Annotated in this window: 13 protein-coding genes; 9 read left to right on the top strand and 4 right to left on the bottom strand. The window is 42.8% G+C overall.

All coding sequences use genetic code 11. The annotated features are described in order from the left end of the window. Positions 1 to 21 precede the first annotated feature (21 nt). Both JWQ85_RS17330 and JWQ85_RS17325 read left to right on the top strand, forming a co-directional pair. A complete protein-coding gene (locus JWQ85_RS17330) occupies positions 22 to 612 on the top strand; it encodes a HupE/UreJ family protein (RefSeq protein WP_299470237.1) in 591 nt (196 codons plus the stop codon). Beyond that, a complete protein-coding gene (locus JWQ85_RS17325) occupies positions 609 to 2,945 on the top strand; it encodes a M1 family metallopeptidase (RefSeq protein ID WP_299470235.1) in 2,337 nt (778 codons plus the stop codon). Before JWQ85_RS17330 ends, JWQ85_RS17325 begins: the two co-directional genes overlap by 4 nt. A 66-nt stretch (positions 2,946 to 3,011) precedes the next feature. Here JWQ85_RS17325 and JWQ85_RS17320 read toward each other — a convergent pair whose 3' ends face one another. Further along, positions 3,012 to 3,530 carry a hypothetical protein gene (locus JWQ85_RS17320; RefSeq protein WP_299470233.1) on the bottom strand — a complete coding sequence of 173 codons (519 nt, stop codon included), beginning with the start codon at positions 3,528 to 3,530 and terminating at the stop codon, positions 3,012 to 3,014. Positions 3,531 to 3,898: 368 nt separating this feature from the next. Next, entirely contained in the window at positions 3,899 to 4,282 is a 384-nt protein-coding gene (locus JWQ85_RS17315; RefSeq protein WP_299470231.1) for a hypothetical protein, read from the bottom strand. Positions 4,283 to 4,572: 290 nt separating this feature from the next. Between JWQ85_RS17315 and JWQ85_RS17310 the strand changes: the two genes are divergently transcribed. The 7 genes from JWQ85_RS17310 (at position 4,573) to JWQ85_RS17280 (ending at position 11,692) form a co-directional block, all read left to right on the top strand. Next, positions 4,573 to 5,646 (top strand): sensor histidine kinase, encoded by a 1,074-nt coding sequence (locus tag JWQ85_RS17310; protein WP_299470229.1) that lies wholly within the window; start codon positions 4,573 to 4,575, stop codon positions 5,644 to 5,646. Between the two features lie 4 nt (positions 5,647 to 5,650). Further along, positions 5,651 to 6,403 carry a LytTR family DNA-binding domain-containing protein gene (locus JWQ85_RS17305; RefSeq protein ID WP_299470227.1) on the top strand — a complete coding sequence of 251 codons (753 nt, stop codon included), beginning with the start codon at positions 5,651 to 5,653 and terminating at the stop codon, positions 6,401 to 6,403. Between the two features lie 93 nt (positions 6,404 to 6,496). After that, the gene (gene msrA, locus JWQ85_RS17300; RefSeq protein ID WP_299470225.1) at positions 6,497 to 7,042 is read left to right on the top strand and encodes a peptide-methionine (S)-S-oxide reductase MsrA; all 546 of its coding nucleotides are present in this window, start codon (positions 6,497 to 6,499) and stop codon (positions 7,040 to 7,042) included. Positions 7,043 to 7,058: 16 nt separating this feature from the next. Continuing rightward, entirely contained in the window at positions 7,059 to 7,862 is an 804-nt protein-coding gene (locus tag JWQ85_RS17295) for a 5'-nucleotidase, lipoprotein e(P4) family (protein WP_299470223.1), read from the top strand. Positions 7,863 to 7,935: 73 nt separating this feature from the next. Then, the gene (locus JWQ85_RS17290; RefSeq protein ID WP_299470221.1) at positions 7,936 to 10,377 is read left to right on the top strand and encodes a bifunctional YncE family protein/alkaline phosphatase family protein; all 2,442 of its coding nucleotides are present in this window, start codon (positions 7,936 to 7,938) and stop codon (positions 10,375 to 10,377) included. A gap of 27 nt (positions 10,378 to 10,404) precedes the next feature. Next, entirely contained in the window at positions 10,405 to 11,271 is an 867-nt protein-coding gene (locus JWQ85_RS17285) for an aldose 1-epimerase family protein (protein ID WP_299470219.1), read from the top strand. A gap of 82 nt (positions 11,272 to 11,353) precedes the next feature. Continuing rightward, a complete protein-coding gene (locus JWQ85_RS17280; protein WP_299470217.1) occupies positions 11,354 to 11,692 on the top strand; it encodes a hypothetical protein in 339 nt (112 codons plus the stop codon). 71 nt (positions 11,693 to 11,763) lie between these two features. On the opposite strand, the gene JWQ85_RS17275 is transcribed toward JWQ85_RS17280, so the two are convergent. Together JWQ85_RS17275 and JWQ85_RS17270 are read right to left on the bottom strand one after the other, a co-directional pair. Continuing rightward, on the bottom strand, positions 11,764 to 13,608 hold the full coding sequence (locus JWQ85_RS17275) for a beta-galactosidase family protein (protein WP_299470215.1): 1,845 nt from the start codon (positions 13,606 to 13,608) through the stop codon (positions 11,764 to 11,766). 13 nt (positions 13,609 to 13,621) lie between these two features. Further along, the gene (locus JWQ85_RS17270; RefSeq protein ID WP_299470213.1) at positions 13,622 to 16,486 is read right to left on the bottom strand and encodes a DNA gyrase/topoisomerase IV subunit A; all 2,865 of its coding nucleotides are present in this window, start codon (positions 16,484 to 16,486) and stop codon (positions 13,622 to 13,624) included. Positions 16,487 to 16,791 lie beyond the last annotated feature (305 nt).

Genomic DNA, 16,791 nt, shown 5'->3' with positions numbered 1-16,791 from the left:
GTTAATCGCTAATTAATAACGATGCAGGATTTTGGCTTATACTTCCAGCTGGGCTGGCAACACATCTGCGATTGGCAGGGTTATGATCACATTTTATTCGTTACTGTACTTTGCGGCACCTACCTGTTAGCCGATTGGCGTAAAGTACTGGTGCTGGTAACCGCTTTTACCATTGGGCATTCCATCACACTGGCGTTAAGCGTTTTAAACGTGGTAAAAGTTAACACATCACTTATCGAATTTCTGATCCCGGTTACTATAGTGCTTACCAGTTTGGTAAACATCCTCAACAAAAACAGGACTGCATTAACTGTACGCTTCAGTTATTTTTTAGCGTTGATATTTGGGCTGATACATGGATTGGGATTCTCTAATTATCTGAAAAGCTTGCTGGGCACCAGCACCAATATCACTGCAGAATTGTTCGCTTTTAACATTGGGTTAGAGTTTGGGCAGGTGCTTATTGTACTTTCGGTACTTATTTTGGCTTATGTAATCATAAAATTACTTAAAATGCCCCGCCGCGATTGGGTGTTATTCCTTTCATCTGCTATATTTGGAATAGCTTTTATCATGTGCATCGAACGCTTTGTATTAATAAAATTCAAATGAAGAAACTTTACTACTACCTTTTACCTTGCTTATTGTTTTCAAACGCTGTAATAGCGCAAAACGAGAATAACCCAGGCTCTAACCACGGCAACAAATTTGAGCAGTTGGGCACCATGATCACCGGCCCTAACGAGTACCGCTCGGCATCGGGAGCGCCGGGGCCAAAGTACTGGCAGCAAAAGGCCGATTATGATATCACCGCAACGCTTAATGATGACAAGCAACGTTTAGACGGTACCGAAACCATCACCTATACCAATAATTCTCCCGACCCGCTAACCTACCTTTGGTTACAGTTAGACGAGAACGAGCATAAAAAAAATGCCGAAAGCGCTAAGTTTGACGAGAGCAAAATGCAAAGCAAAATGAGCTTGCGCCAGTTACAGGGCATAATGGGCCATAACCTTGACCTTGGCAATCATATTGTAAGCATAAAGGATATTAACGGTAACCCGCTTACCTACACCATAAACGAAACCATGATGCGTGTGGAGTTGCCTGCTACTTTACAGCCGGGCCAAAAGTTCCGCTTTAAAATAGCCTGGTGGTACAATATATCTGACAGGTTAACCATTGGTGGCCGTGGCGGCTACGAGTTTTTTCCCGAGGATGGCAATTACCTGTACACCATGGCGCAGTGGTACCCGCGTATGGCCGTTTACAGCGATTTCCAGGGGTGGCAAAACAAACAATTTACCGGTCGCGGTGAATTTGCTTTAGCCTTTGGCGATTTTAAAGTAAACATTAACGTACCTGCCGACCACGTAGTTGGTGGTACAGGGCAATGCAGCAACTATGCGCAAACACTTACCGCAGCGCAATTAAAACGCTGGAATGATGCCCAAAACGCCACGCAGCCTGTTGAGGTGGTAAACCTGAACGAGGTTAAACAGCTAATGAAAGGCCACTCAACTGCCCGCAAAACATGGAGTTTTCATGCAGAGAACGTTCGCGATTTTGCATGGGTAAGTTCGCGCCGTATTGTTTGGGATGCCATGTCGACCAAGATAGATGGCGGCAAAAAGGTAATGGCGATGTCGTACTACGGCCCCGAGGCTTATGGCTTATATCGCCGTTATTCTACCAAAGTAGTGGCACATACCCTGCGCACTTATTCAAAACATACATTCCCTTACCCATACCCGGTAGCCATTTCTGTTGAGGCATCAAACGGTATGGAGTACCCCATGATCTGCTTTAACTATGGCCGTACCGAAAAGGATGGCACATACAGTGAAGCTACCAAGAATGGTATGATAGGCGTTATCATCCACGAAGTTGGTCACAACTTTTTCCCGATGATCGTAAACTCCGACGAGCGCCAATGGACATGGATGGATGAAGGTTTGAACACTTTTTGCCAGTACCTAACCGAGCAGGCATGGGATCCTAACTACCCATCACAACGTGGCCCGGCTTATAAGATAGTGGATTACATGAAGCTGCCGAAGAACGAGTTGGAACCTATCATGACCAATTCGGAGAACATTACCCGCTTTGGCCCTAACGCCTATGCAAAACCGGCAACAGCGTTAAATATACTACGTGAAACTGTAATGGGCCGCGAATTATTCGACTATGCCTTTAAAACCTACGCGCACCGCTGGGCATTTAAGCACCCTACTCCTGCCGATCTTTTCCGCACAATGGAAGATGCGTCGGCTGTTGATCTGGATTGGTTTTGGCGCGGCTGGTTCTACGGGACCGACCCTGTTGATATATCGCTGGATAGCGTAAAATACTATCGCCTTAACACTAAGAACCCGGCAAACGAAGCCACATTCGATCGTGCACAGTTCGACCGTAACCTGGAGAACATCAGCACTAAACGTAATAAAGCCGCGGGTGATAAATTTACGGTTGAAGCTGATACTGCCCTGCAAGATTTTTACAGCAAGTGGGACCGCTTTGCCGCCACTCCAATGACTACGCAAAGCTATCAGGCTATGTACAATGCTTTAAGCCCTGATGAAAAGAAACTATACGACACCAAAAATTTCTTTTACGAGCTAAGCCTTACTAACCGTGGCGGTTGTGTATCGCCATTGATCATTGAGTGGACATATGCTGATGGCAGCAAGGAAACTGAAACGATATCAGCCTATATATGGCGCCATAACGAACAAAAGGTAACCAAGGTGTTTGCGAAGAACAAAGAGGTGCGTTCTATTAAACTCGACCCAGAACGCGAAACCGCCGACATTGACGAGAGCAATAATAGCTGGCCAAGAGAAATGGCACCAACACGATTCGAGCTGTTTAAACAGCAAACCTTGCCAAGAGGTGCCACCAGCGGGGCTAACCCAATGCAGGAATCAAAAGCAACTAACTAACAAAAAATGCCCCGGTAAACCGGGGCATTTTGTATATTAAAGTATTTGCCATCGAGTGGCAATGTTTTATTTATTAGTATTGAGCGCTACGTTAAACTTACCCTCGGTTACGGCTTTAGTTTTTACCGCGCCGCCGCCGCTTGCCACTGTTGCAAGGTTGCCCTTAAACGTACCCTGTACGTTGGTTGAAGAAGCAGCTGTAATGGTAACGCTTACCACATTTGCAGCGTTGTTATCGTCGTTCAGGTAGCTTTCATTACTGGCTGTTAAAAATAAAATTATAGGTTTATTGGGGTCAGCAGCCCCTCCGGAAGTGTAGGTTTGCCCGGCTGTTAACGCGCCGGTTATCGCTATTGATATTTTATTCCCTTTAGCATCGGTGCCTTGTATATTGGTAACAGTAGCACCACCAGCTTCGTTGGTTGTAGCCAGCATATTGGTATTAAATTCTGTTAGGGTACCGTCAATTTTGGCTGTCACCGCAGCTTCTGGTATTACTGGCAGGTCTCCATCTTTTGTGCACGAACTAAATGTAATTGTTCCTAATGCCAGGGCCGATAAAAATAATGTTTTGATAAATTTCATAGATGTATAAATGTTAATTATTAAAAATGTACTTCTTTAGGTTGTACAGCACTCAAACGCATTTTACATGCATTTGTTTTAATTAAAGAGCACAAAACTATACACACGCGAAACAATCTGCTATTAATTTCTAATCATAAACACAAACCAAAAAAGCACGAAGAGCACAGAGGTTAACTAAATCTCACAAAAGAAACCCCTGTGTTCTCATGCCTAAAATTTTATATGGGTACAAGTAAGTATTTTATTAAGCCATATAAAAAAGCGATAGACCGGCAGATAAAAAACATAGATGTAAAGGCATTTTTAACCGTTAAAAAAAATGCCCATGCATAACGCATGGGCATTTACTTATTTTATAGGGGCTCTTATTGTAAGAAAACATAAGCTTTATTACCGTACTCCTGGTAAACATGCAGTTGTTTGGTAATTGATGTGTTATTGGCATTAACGGTAACCGAGTAATCACCTGTTTCCAGCTCAGAAAGGTTGTAAGCTTTTTCTATCGTTTTGCCTTTTGCCAATTTATCATTCAGTATTACCTGGTTGTTTTTGTCGGTAATAATAACCGAGCCAACTGCCGTGGTTTGTTGTATACTAATGCCGAAGCCTAAAGCGGTACGCATGGCTTGTACAACTATGGCGCTGTTTACATCGTCGTTGTTATTAACAATACTTTTGGCCGGTGTGGCTGCAAATAAACCTGTACTTAATACTAATAATAATGCTGCTAATGTGAATGACTTTTTCATGATCTTTTCGTTTTAATTATGTTTTAAATTTTGTTATGAACTTTCAATGCTCAAAGAAACAGCTGTTTACATTACTAAAAAAACGCGATAGACCGGCGGCAACGACAAATAGACGGAAGCCCGTTTTTGTTCTGCGAAAGCCTAATTAAGGGAATTGGGAAGTTAAGCCTTACGTCCAACTGGTAAAAACGTCTGCCCGTCGGTAAACTTTGGTTGCCTGTAGATTTTATTGGCATATTGGCCGTAGCATTTGTAATATTGTGAGAACCTGTCCATTAAACCTAAAGGGAATGATATTTCAAAGATCTAAAAGCACATTGGTTAACATCCTTATTCAAACCCTTATATGGATAGTGTTGGGTATAGTACTGCTATTTAACCAGCCTCTTGGGTGGAACATTGAGGTGCCCTCTCAATTTTGGATAAAGCAAGTATTTATTTTCTTTCTGCTTATAGCAGCCTACTATTTAAATGCCTATACGTTAGTCCCCAGGTTTTTACTGAAGAACCGTACAGGAATTTATTTTTTACTGATAGCGTTGGTCATAGCCGTTATAATGGTACTCACCAGTTGGATCGATAACTATCTTGAACTTCCGCGCCTTTTCTACGATGCTTTTATGAAGAAAAAGAACTCACTCCAAAGCATCAAGGGCAAACATGGGTATGATATTCTTACATTAGCTATATCGGCATTAGTATTAGGTATAAGCACCAGCATCACCACTACCCAGATCTGGCAGCGCGACAAACAACGCCACCAGGAAATGGAGCAGGAAAAGATCAGTTCGGAGTTATCCTTTTTAAAAGCACAGATAAACCCACACTTCTTTTTTAATACCCTTAATAATATATATGCGCTTACGGTAGTCAACGTAGAAACATCGCGCACTGCCCTGCACCAGCTATCGCGGATGATGCGTTATGTGCTTTACGATACCCAAAACAGCACCGCCCTGCTAAGCCAGGAGATTGCTTTCATTAAAGACTATATCAGCCTGATGCAGTTAAGGCTTACCGAAAAGGTAACAGTGAATTTCACCAGCCCAAACCCTTTAAAAGATTTTGCGGTGGCACCAATGCTGTTCCTCACTTTTGTAGAAAATGCTTTTAAACACGGCGTAAGCGATACCCAGCCCAGCACCATTGATGTGAATATTGAGCAGGACGGCAATAAGATAAACCTGATGGTGAAGAACGGCATATTTAAAACCCAGGGCAACAACATCGAAGAGAACCAGGGCATTGGCCTCAATAATACTATCCGCAGGTTAGATCTGCTTTATCCCGGTAAATACACTTTAAAGGTTGATGATAGCGGCGAAGGAAATATGTATATTGTTAACTTAACCATTCAGCTGTAACCATATGACCATAAATTGCATAGCTGTTGATGACGAGCCCTTAGCCCTTGGGCTAATCTGCGCTTTTATTGAGCAAACGCCTTTCCTGAATTTGGTTGGCCGCTACGGCAGCGCGGTGGAGGCTTTGGGTGGGTTACAGGAGCATAAAGTCGACCTTATATTTTTGGATATACAAATGCCAAACCTTAACGGTATCGAACTTGCCCGGGTATTGGATAGCCGCGGGCCAAATAAACCCCGCATCATTTTTACCACAGCTTATAATCAGTTTGCTTTGGAAGGATATAAGGTAGACGCCCTGGATTACCTGCTGAAACCTTTCAACTACGAAGAATTTTTGCATGCATCAAATAAAGCTTTGGCTTACGCGGAGTTGCTGCAAAAATCAAACACTACTCAACCTGCCGCAGAACCAGCAGCCCCTGAACGTGTGGAAGATGATTACCTGTTTGTAAAGGTTGAATATCAGTTAGTGCGCATTGCCCTTAGCGATATTTTGTATATGGAAAGCCTGAAGGATTATGTAAAGATCTTCCTGAAAAATACCGAGAAAGCCATCCTAACCCTTAGCAGCTTAAAAGCATTGGAAGAAAAGCTGCCCGCCAAACGTTTTATGCGTGTGCACCGCTCCTACATTGTATCGCTCGATAAGATAAACTCCATCACCCGCAATGCGCTGCAAATTGGTAAAATAAACATTACCGTTGGCGATCAGTATAAAGAGGAATTCAGTAAGTTTTTGAGTAGATGGGTGTAACCCACAGGGCGAAAAAGTAATTAAACTGCCATAATTGCCCGCCTGCATCTAAGTGTAAACCAAAGTAATCTTACATTCGTTTGTAAGATAATTATGAATATACAGAAAATAACGTTTGGCAACGGCTGCTTTTGGTGCACCGAGGCTATCTTCCAGTCCGTAAAGGGCGTAATATCGGTAACATCCGGCTATACAGGCGGGCATACAAAAAACCCAACTTATATGGAAATTTGCAATGGCGATACAGGCCATGCAGAAGCTTTAGAGGTGGAATATGATGCCGATGTATTAACATTTGATGAACTACTGTTGGTTTTCTTTAAAACGCATAACCCAACCACGCTTAACCGCCAGGGTAATGATGTAGGCACGCAGTATCGCTCAGCTATATTTTACCATACCGACGAGCAAAGGCAACAATCGGAAGCGATGATCAAAAAACTAACCGAAGAAAAAGTTTTTGATAAACCCATTGTAACCGAAGTTACCCCGGTAACTGAGTTTTACAAGGCCGAAGATTCTCATCAAAACTATTACAATGATAACCCCATGAAGCCGTACTGCGCCTTTGTGATACAGCCCAAATTAAATAAGTTTGTAAAAGAATTTACTGATAAAGTAAAGTCCGAACTTTTATAACCGGCTAAATATTTAAATGAAAAGATCATTAACCGCCCTGCTGGCAGGTGCCCTATTACTGGCTGCCTGCTCCACCCCAAAAAAAATCGAAAGCACTTCTATCGCTAACAACGGCAAAGTTTGGGCTTCGCTTTGGCAGCAACGGTCGGCAGAGTATAAAGCATTATGTTTCCAGGCTTATAATGCGGCTAAACTCCGTTTGGATGAAGCCTTGAAAACCCCGGGCAGCAAACCCTTGGCTGTAGTTACGGATATTGATGAAACGGTTTTGGATAACAGCCCTTACGATGCCATGCGTGCCGCAAAGAATGAAGAATACAGCCTTGCCACCTGGAAAGCATGGACAGCCAAAGCTGAGGCGGATACCGTACCCGGCGCACCTGCATTTTTTAAATATGCGGCATCAAAAGGTGTGGCGGTTTTCTATATCACCAATCGTGATGAAGATGAACGTGCAGGTACGGTTAAAAACCTGCAGCTATACGGCCTGCCCAATACAGATAGCGCACATGTTTTTTTAAGGCAAACAACATCAAGCAAAGAGGCACGCCGTCAACAAGTGTTAAAGAATTATAATATCGTATTGCTTTGCGGTGATAACCTGCCCGATTTTGATATGTTGTACGATAACAAACCTGCAGAACCCAACAGACAGGCTGTAACCGAGCAATTGAAAAAAGAATTTGGTAGCAAGTACATTGTGATACCCAATGTATCGTACGGTGATTTTGAGGGCGCTTTGTTCAATTACAATTACAAGCTAACCGGTGCCCAAAAAGATTCAATTATAAAGGCAAGGGTTAGGGCAGATAAACAGTAACTGTATATTAAGTTTTTGTTAACTCGCATCTTACATAAAAAGCATTCTGTACTTTTGGATACACAGCTTTTCTATGAAACAAAAAATATTTCTTTGCATAACTGCTTTAACAATAACATTATCTGCAACGGCACAAAAACCGGGCAAACTAACCCAAACCGGGCAGGTTTTATTACCTAACGGATGGAAACTGAGTCCGGCCGGGCGTTCCTTACCCCTGGGCGATCTGCCACTTAACATGCAATTATCCCAATCAGGGAAATTGCTTGCTATTACCAATAACGGCCAAAGCACTCAATCACTACAATTGATAGACCCACGGAACGAAAAACTACTTGACGAACAAGAGTTAAAAAAATCGTGGTATGGCATTGCTTTCAGCACAGACGAGACAAAGTTGTATGCATCTGGCGGTAATGATAATTGCATTCTTACTTTCAATATTAATAATAACAAACTGGGCAAACCAGATACAATTAAGTTGGGCCTACCCTGGCCTCAAAATAAAATATGCCCTACAGGCATAGCCGTTAACAAAAATAACAGCCGCTTGTATACAGTAACAAAAGAAGACAGCACCTTATATGTTATTAACCCCAATAACGGCAGCATAATAAAACAGGTAAAGTTACCGGCCGAAGCATATAGCTGTATCTTATCGCCAGATGAAAAAGCACTGTACATCTCTTTGTGGGGTGGCGATAAAATTGCATTTTATAATACTGCCTCTCAAACATTAAATACCATTAACGCCGGCAGTCATCCAAATGAATTATTGTTGAATAAAAAAGGGAGCCTGCTTTTTGTAGCAAACGCTAATGATAATTCGGTATCTATAATTAATACGGCAACACATAAAATATTAGAAACCGTAGCCACCTCGTTATATCCAACGCGTTTAACCGGCTCAACCACAAATGGCTTTGCATTATCTGCCAACGAAAAAAACATATATATCGCCAATGCCGATAATAACTGCCTTGCAGTATTTGATGTATCTAAACCCGGCAATAGCCAAGGCCTTGGTTTTATCCCTGTAGGTTGGTACCCCACCAATGTTAAAATGCTGGGTAATAAAATTTTGGTATCAAATGGTAAAGGGTTTACCTCTATGGCTAACCCCAAAGGGCCACAACCGGTTAAAAAAGCCGATAACAGCGGCTATCAAACAGGGGCAATAAACAGTAGGGAACAATATATTGGCGGCTTATTCAAAGGCTCTTTATCATTTATTGATGTACCGCAGGCAGCAAAACTTAAAGCATATACAAAACAGGTGTATGCTAACACCCCTTTTAATAACAAGCTGGCGGCCCAGGCCCCCGGCGAAGCTGGTAACCCTATTCCCCGGCGCAAAGGCGAAAAATCTCCAATAAAACACGTATTTTATATTATTAAAGAAAACCGCACTTATGATCAGGTTTTGGGCGATATGCCTACCGGCAACGGCGATACATCCTTATGTATTTTTGGCAAAAAAGTAACACCAAACCATCATGCTATAGCAAATGAGTTTGTTTTGCTGGATAACTTTTATGTTGATGCCGAAGTAAGTGCCGATGGGCATAATTGGAGCATGGCGGCTTATGCAACAGATTTTGTTGAAAAAACATGGCCCACCAGTTATGGGGGCCGGGGCGGTAAATACGATTTTGAAGGCACACGAAAAGCTGCCTACCCACGTGATGGTTTTATTTGGGATTATTGTAAAAGAGCTGGCGTAAGTTATCGTACCTATGGCGAATTTGTTACCGACGGCGAGCATTCAAAAGCAAACTTAAAATCACTTGAGGGGCATTATTGCAAGCAATCGCCGGGCTTTGATATGGACGTAAAAGACATTACCCGCGTGGCGGCATGGAAGCACGATTTTGACTCCCTGTTAACCATTAACGCAGTACCGCAGTTTAACAGCATCCGTATTTCTAACGACCATACCAGCGGGCAAAAAAAAGGCGCTTATACGCCTATTGCATGCGTAGCCGATAACGACCTTGCTATCGGACAGTTCCTTGAACATCTTTCAAAAAGTAGTATCTGGAAAGAATCAGTAGTTTTTATACTGGAAGATGACGCCCAAAACGGCCCTGATCATGTTGATGCCCATCGCTCACCTGTATTTGTTGCAGGCCCTTATGTTAAAAGAAATACCGTTATCCATAGCATGTATTCAACATCGGGTGTGCTGCGCACTATGGAACTTATTTTAGGCTTACCACCTATGAGCCAGTATGATGCAGCCGCAATGCCTTTATATGAGTGTTTTACTTCTAATCCCAATTTTTCGCCTTACATTGCTAAGCCCGCGCAGGTTGATATGGAAAAACGCAACGTTGCCATTAATAAAAGCAGCGTTCGATCGGCAGCATTTAACCTGAAAGATGCAGATGCCGCACCTGATCTGGACTTGAATGAAGTGGTTTGGAAATCTGTTAAAGGAGAAAATTCTGTTATGCCTGCACCAAAGCGAAGCGCATTTGTTATTTTAGAGAAAAAAAAACATGATGATGATTGAATTGTTATGTTTAGCTAAACAATACGAATGACCATCCTTGAGAATGAATTCCTGAAAGTTGCCATTGATGCCAAAGGCGCGCAACTAACTTCGTTATACAATAAAGAAACCGGTGTTGAACAACTCTGGCAGGCCGACCCTAATGTTTGGGGATACCATGCGCCAAACCTGTTCCCCATTGTTGGTGGGTTGTTGAATAACGAACTACATGTTCACGGCAAAACCTACAGCATGAACAGGCATGGCTTTGCAAGGCAGTCGGATTTTATTTTGCTGGATAGCGATGATGCACATGCAGGCTTCTCGTTACCGCATTGCGAGAAAACGCTGGCTGTGTTCCCTTATAAATTCGATTTCCAGGTATTGTACACGCTGATTGAAAACGCGCTGCGGGTAACCTATAAGCTCATCAATCGCGACACAAAACCGGTTTACTTTTCGGTAGGCGGGCACCCGGCATTTAATGTTCCGTTTAACGCGGGCGAAAAGTACGAAGATTATTACCTGGAGTTTGAAATACAAGAAAAACTGGAAGCCCATGTGTTAAATGCCGATGGCCTGTTCAGCGGCGAAAAGCATCCTGTGGCTACGCCTAACAAAAAGCTTTACCTAACCCGCGAATTATTTGCTAAAGATGCGTTGGTTTTTAAGAACTTACAATCGCGCATGGTGACTATTAAGAGTGACAAACACGACCAAACCTTATCGGTTGAATTTCCACATTTTAATTATCTGGGGCTTTGGGCTAAGCCCGGGGCTGATTTTGTATGTATTGAACCATGGCTGGGATGTGCCGATTCGGCTGGTGAACCCAAAGATATTACCGCCAAAGAAAACATACAGAAGACGGTTGTAGGCCATGTTTTTGAGGCATCTTTTTACATCAGCATATAAAAAATAATTATTTTATATTTTTTAAAACATTTAAATTGTTTTTAAGCTTATCACTAAAATACTTACACATAACAACACAACTATGAAAAAGAAAATCTATCTAATTGTTATGACTATGCTACTTACTGTAGCTGCCTTTAACAGTAATGCTGCAACATTTACTGACAAGAAAGACGTTTATAAAGAAGCTGCTGCTAACATGACCAAAGAGCAGAGAGTAGCCCGTGTTGAAGAAATAAAGATGCGTGTTAACGAGATTAAAGCAATGGACAAATCTCAGTTGAACAAAGCAGAAAAGAAAGAATTAAAATCTGAATTAAAGGAACTTAAATACGAAGCACAAGCCATGGGTGGCGGTGGTATTTACCTTTCTATTGGTGCAATTATCATCATCATTTTAGTATTGATCCTGATCTTGTAATTAAACATACAAAAATAAACTTGCGATAAAAGAGGCGTCAAAATGGCGTCTCTTTTTTGTATTATACCCCCCTAAGAATTTGGCGGGCCTACCTCTTTTAAAACCGGATGATCAAAAGTTGATAACTCTGTATGGCCGCCTTTCAACTGGTCAAACACCACTACTTCATTAATACCTTTCTTTAACCAGGCCGCCGGCACATATAAGGTTTGCTGGGGGCCGATATTCCAGTATTTACCCAGGTTATGGCCATTAATAAATACAAAGCCTTTACCAAAGCCTTTCATATCCAGATAAGTATCAACCAAACCACGTAACGAGAATGTACCCCTATATAAAGCAGGTTGTAATTCGCCTTCGTTTTGTGCAGGCACATATTTGAACCCTGTTGTTGCAGCAAACGGAAACTGGTACATTTTCCAGCCTAAAAGTTCTTGTCCGTTCAGTGTTACCTTATCGGTTATTCCCTGCCGGTTATCAATAAGATATGGGCCATAGTTGATACGGCCATTATTCTCTACCAAAATATCTAATACACTGTTTGGTGTTGGGCTATCCAGCTGCAAAGAATCTTGTTTTAAACGCCTGTCTAAAACACTAATGCGCTTACCATTAAGATAAACAGTTGCATAATCTCTAAGCTCCTTAATTTTCAATAACCCGCTTGCCGCATTTGCTAATGTGGTGCGATATAACACAAAACCGTAACCCTGGTCTATATCCTCAAAGCTCAATGGTTTTTCAGATTCTACAGGTTTACCTAAATTACTGAACAAGTTAGCCACACCGCTAAATTTGATTACTTCCAAGCCAAAAGTGCGGCGCTTTTTCTCGGGCACTTCGGGCAAGTGCTCGCCTTCGGGAAGGTGCTTGGCAATTATCGCTCTAAGCTTATAATATTTTGGTGTGGGATTACCGGCTTCATCCAACGGGGCATCATAATCATAACTTGAAATCTGCGGCGCGTAGGCTTCTGTAAGGCTCATATTGGCCCCGTTCATAAAATCGCGGGTGGTACCTCCATGAAACATGTACATATTAATAGAGATCCCTGCGGATAAAACCTCGTCCAGCTTTTTGGCATCCTCATCGGCATTGCTGCCACTATGTGGTTTACCCCAGCTATCAAACCAGCCCGGGTACCATTCTGCTATGTAATATGGGCCCTTACCGTTATGATATTTATTGATAAGCTCTTTAACTTTCGCTGGGTTATCCTCGCCATTTACCGCAGGCAAAAAGCCCGGTAAATAACCGGCAGGCATTTGTGATGGACCATCGCAGGTAAACAACAAACCGTCAAATCCCGCTTCGCGGAAGATCTTTTCGTTTTGGGCCAGGTACTCTTTATCGTTACTGAAAGAGCCGTATTCATTCTCTATCTGTACCATCAGGATATTGCCGCCATGGTTTACCTGTAGCGGGGCAAGCTGCTTTCCTACCGCCATCATGTAATTACTATAGGCGTTAATAAAGGCAAGGTCTTTACTGCGCACCTTAAGGCTTTTGTCCTTTAACAGCCACCACGGATAGCCGCCAAACTCCCACTCGGCACATACGTATGGACTTGGGCGTAATACCACCCAAAGGCCTTCTTCTTTGGCTACACGTACAAACTCGGCAATATCATTATTGCCGGTAAAGTCATATTTGCCTTGCACGGGCTCGTGCGCGTTCCAAAAAACGTAGGTGCCAATGGTATTCAGCCCCATGGCTTTCGCCATTTTCATCCGTTCGCGCCAGTATTCGCGCGGGATGCGGGTATAGTGCATCTCGCCCGATATCATTTGCAGGGGCTTGCCATCCAGCAAAAAAGTGCTATCGCCCAGGGCGAAGGTGTGATTTACAGTTTGGGCATTACTAAACGTAATTCCACTAAAAAACAGCGCGCAATAAATTAATATCCTCTTCAACATAGCTCTCTCATCATTAAAATAATCCCAGCTGCCCTTTATCGTCTATATCAATATCATCGGGGTTGGTTATTTCGAAATCAACCTTTTTCTTTGGTGGTTCCACCTGTTCTGGCGTTGATTTCACTTCTTCCACTTTGTGTGCTTCCGGCTTAGGCACTTCTTCTACAGGTTTGGCCGGTATTGGCGCAGGTTTCTCTGCAACCGGCTTTTCCTCCTCTATAACGGGATTTTTCGGCTCAGATTGCGGGTTAGCCACTATTGGCGCTGCTGGTGCGGTATCCGCTACTTCTTTATCCTCGCCGGTAATAACAATTTCGGTATCCTCAACCGAGTCTGGTGCCGGGTCTGGTACATCCTCCGCATCGTCATGCTCGGCTATCAGCTCCACAGTTTTTACCTGGTGAACAGATAACCGGTTACCCATAGCCTTCATACCTTTTACATCTATCAAATCGCTAAGGTTCAGGTCAACCACTTCTGGGATCAGCGTTTTGCCTTTCAACTGTTCTACTTTCACTACAGGTTGTGCCGCGCCTGATATTAACACCAGCTTGGAACCATTTTCATCGCTGATGATACTGGTTTGCTTACCAATAATCGTATTCTCGAACACAAAACGTTTCACCATGTAATTTTTCGACTTGCCATCGTAATGTACCACGGCGAATACTTTAGCAGGATCGTATTTCTCAATAACGATCATCTTATCATCAAAGTGATTATTGAGGTCGAAACTGGTTAATTCGTAATTACCGTTGCTTAATACATTCAGTATGCGGTCGTCGCCATCAAACTCGCCCAGGTATTTGCCGCGGCCATCAGCATTAAGACGTTTCAGAATATCATCGTACCATATTTTACGGCCGGCCAATGTAGAGATCCCTTTACTCTTTAGTATCACCTTTTTAATGGGATACTTGGTAACCATATTACCGATAGAGTTACGGCCCTTTATAGCTAAAGCTGCAAAATCTTCATCAAACTGAAGTTTCTTCAATTTAGCATGCGGCTTTAGCTGAATGTTTACTATCTCGGCCTCGCCATTAGGGTTGGCAGTAAAATACAATGTTTTAGAACCTTTGCTGCCTTTGGTCAGGTCATACTCTTTATCGCGCGTAATACCCGTTACCGAAAAACGCTTGATATAGCTTATACCACTTTGCCCGTCCTTATATATCATGTTGTAAACGGTGCGCTCGTCGTTTTTCTTAAATACAGCGACGTGCTCAATATCCTTGCCCACAAAAACCTTGTCCTGCACCTTGGTTACAATAAATTTGCCATCACCACGGAAAACAATTATCTCATCAATATCCGAACAATCACAAACAAACTCATCTTTCTTTAATCCCGAACCTATGAAACCATCTTCGCGGTTTACATAAAGTTTTACGTTGGCTAAAGCTACCTGCGCGGCCTCTACCCTATCAAAGGTACGCAGCTCGGTTTTACGGCCGCGGTCTTTACCGTATTTCTCTTTCAGTTTTTCAAACCAGGCAATCGTATAATCGGTAAGATGTTTTAAGTGATTCTTAACCGTTTTAATTTCTGCTTCCAGGTTTTTGATCTGCTCATCCGTTTTCTTTACATCAAAACGGGTAATGCTGCTCATTGGTTTATCAATCAGCTTCTTATAATCCTCGGGCAATATGGTGCGATAAAACTGCGGGAAGAACGGCTCGAACAATTTGTTCAACACCACCAACACGCCTTCAAAGTCTGTCGACTGCTCGTAGTCGGGGTGTTTGTACATACCCTCCTGGATAAATATTTTTAGCAACGAACTAAAGAAGATCTTCTCCATCAGTTCCCTTAGCTTAATCTCCAGTTCCTGCTTAAGCAGCTCCTTGGTAAAGAAAGTACTTTCGGTAAGCATATCGTTCACGCTCATAAAGCGCGGCTTGTCTGATTGTATTACGCAGGTGTTTGGTGATATGGAAACTTCGCAATCTGTAAAGGCATAAAGCGCGTCAATAGTAACATCGGGCGATATACCAGGCGCCAGGTGGATAACTATCTCTACATACTGGGCGGTGTTATCCTCTATCTTTTTTATCTTGATCTTACCTTTATCATTAGCAGATATCACACTATCTATTAAGCTGCCGGTGGTAGTGGTAAATGGTATCTCGGTAATTGTGAGTGTTTTTTTATCGCGCTCTACAATTTTAGCACGTACTCGTACTTTACCGCCACGCTGGCCTTCGTTATATGCAGAAGCATCTGCCATACCCCCTGTCGGGAAATCGGGCAGCAGGTTTGGCCTGTCGCCTTTTAAAACGGCGATAGATGCCCCTAATAGCTCAATAAAGTTATGCGGTAATATCTTGGTAGCCAAACCTACGGCAATACCCTCGGCGCCCTGCGCCAGTAATAGCGGAAACTTAACCGGTAAGGTAATAGGCTCGCGGTTACGGCCATCATAACTGGCCTGCCAAACGGTGGTATCAGGGTTAAAAACAACATCAAGCGCGAATTTAGAAAGGCGCGCCTCAATATAACGCGGGGCTGCTGCCGAGTCGCCGGTTATGGGGTCGCCCCAGTTACCCTGGCAGTCTATCAGCAAGTTTTTTTGCCCTATCTGCACCATGGCATCGCCAATGGAAGCATCGCCATGGGGGTGATACTTCATGGTATTACCAATTACGTTGGCGGCCTTGTTAAAGCGCCCGTCGTCCATCTCCTTCAACGAGTGCAGGATACGGCGCTGAACCGGCTTTAAACCATCGTGTATATGCGGAACGGCACGGTCTAATATTACATACGAGGCATAGTCCAGAAACCAGTTCTCGTACAGGCCATCCAGCGAAATGACGTTATGCAGGGAATTATCTTCGTTATTAACAGGCGTATCGTTCGCGCCTAAATCTTCACTCATTAGCAGCTAAAAATTATGGATGGGTAAATATAAATATACTTGCCCTTATTGCGGGAAACGAGTTTTACACAAAATGGCTGGAGTGTGGATTGTGTGGTGATTATTTGTGTTGATGGTGATTTAACCACAGAGGCGCAGAGGTGAGAAACACAGAGGACACAGAGCTTTTAAATCGGTGGAATTAATTCAATTGGCGGAATCGCAAATCAAATCGGTGAAATCTATTTTTTTAATTGGTGAAATCTAAAAACCAACATAAATACCTAAATTACAAATAATTAATAACCTTAAAAACCCTAACATCA

It is taken from the genome of Mucilaginibacter sp. (genome assembly GCF_028288105.1).
GTDB lineage: Bacteria > Bacteroidota > Bacteroidia > Sphingobacteriales > Sphingobacteriaceae > Mucilaginibacter.
Note: the sequence above shows the minus strand (reverse complement) of the source record. Positions and strands in the feature narration are given on the sequence as shown.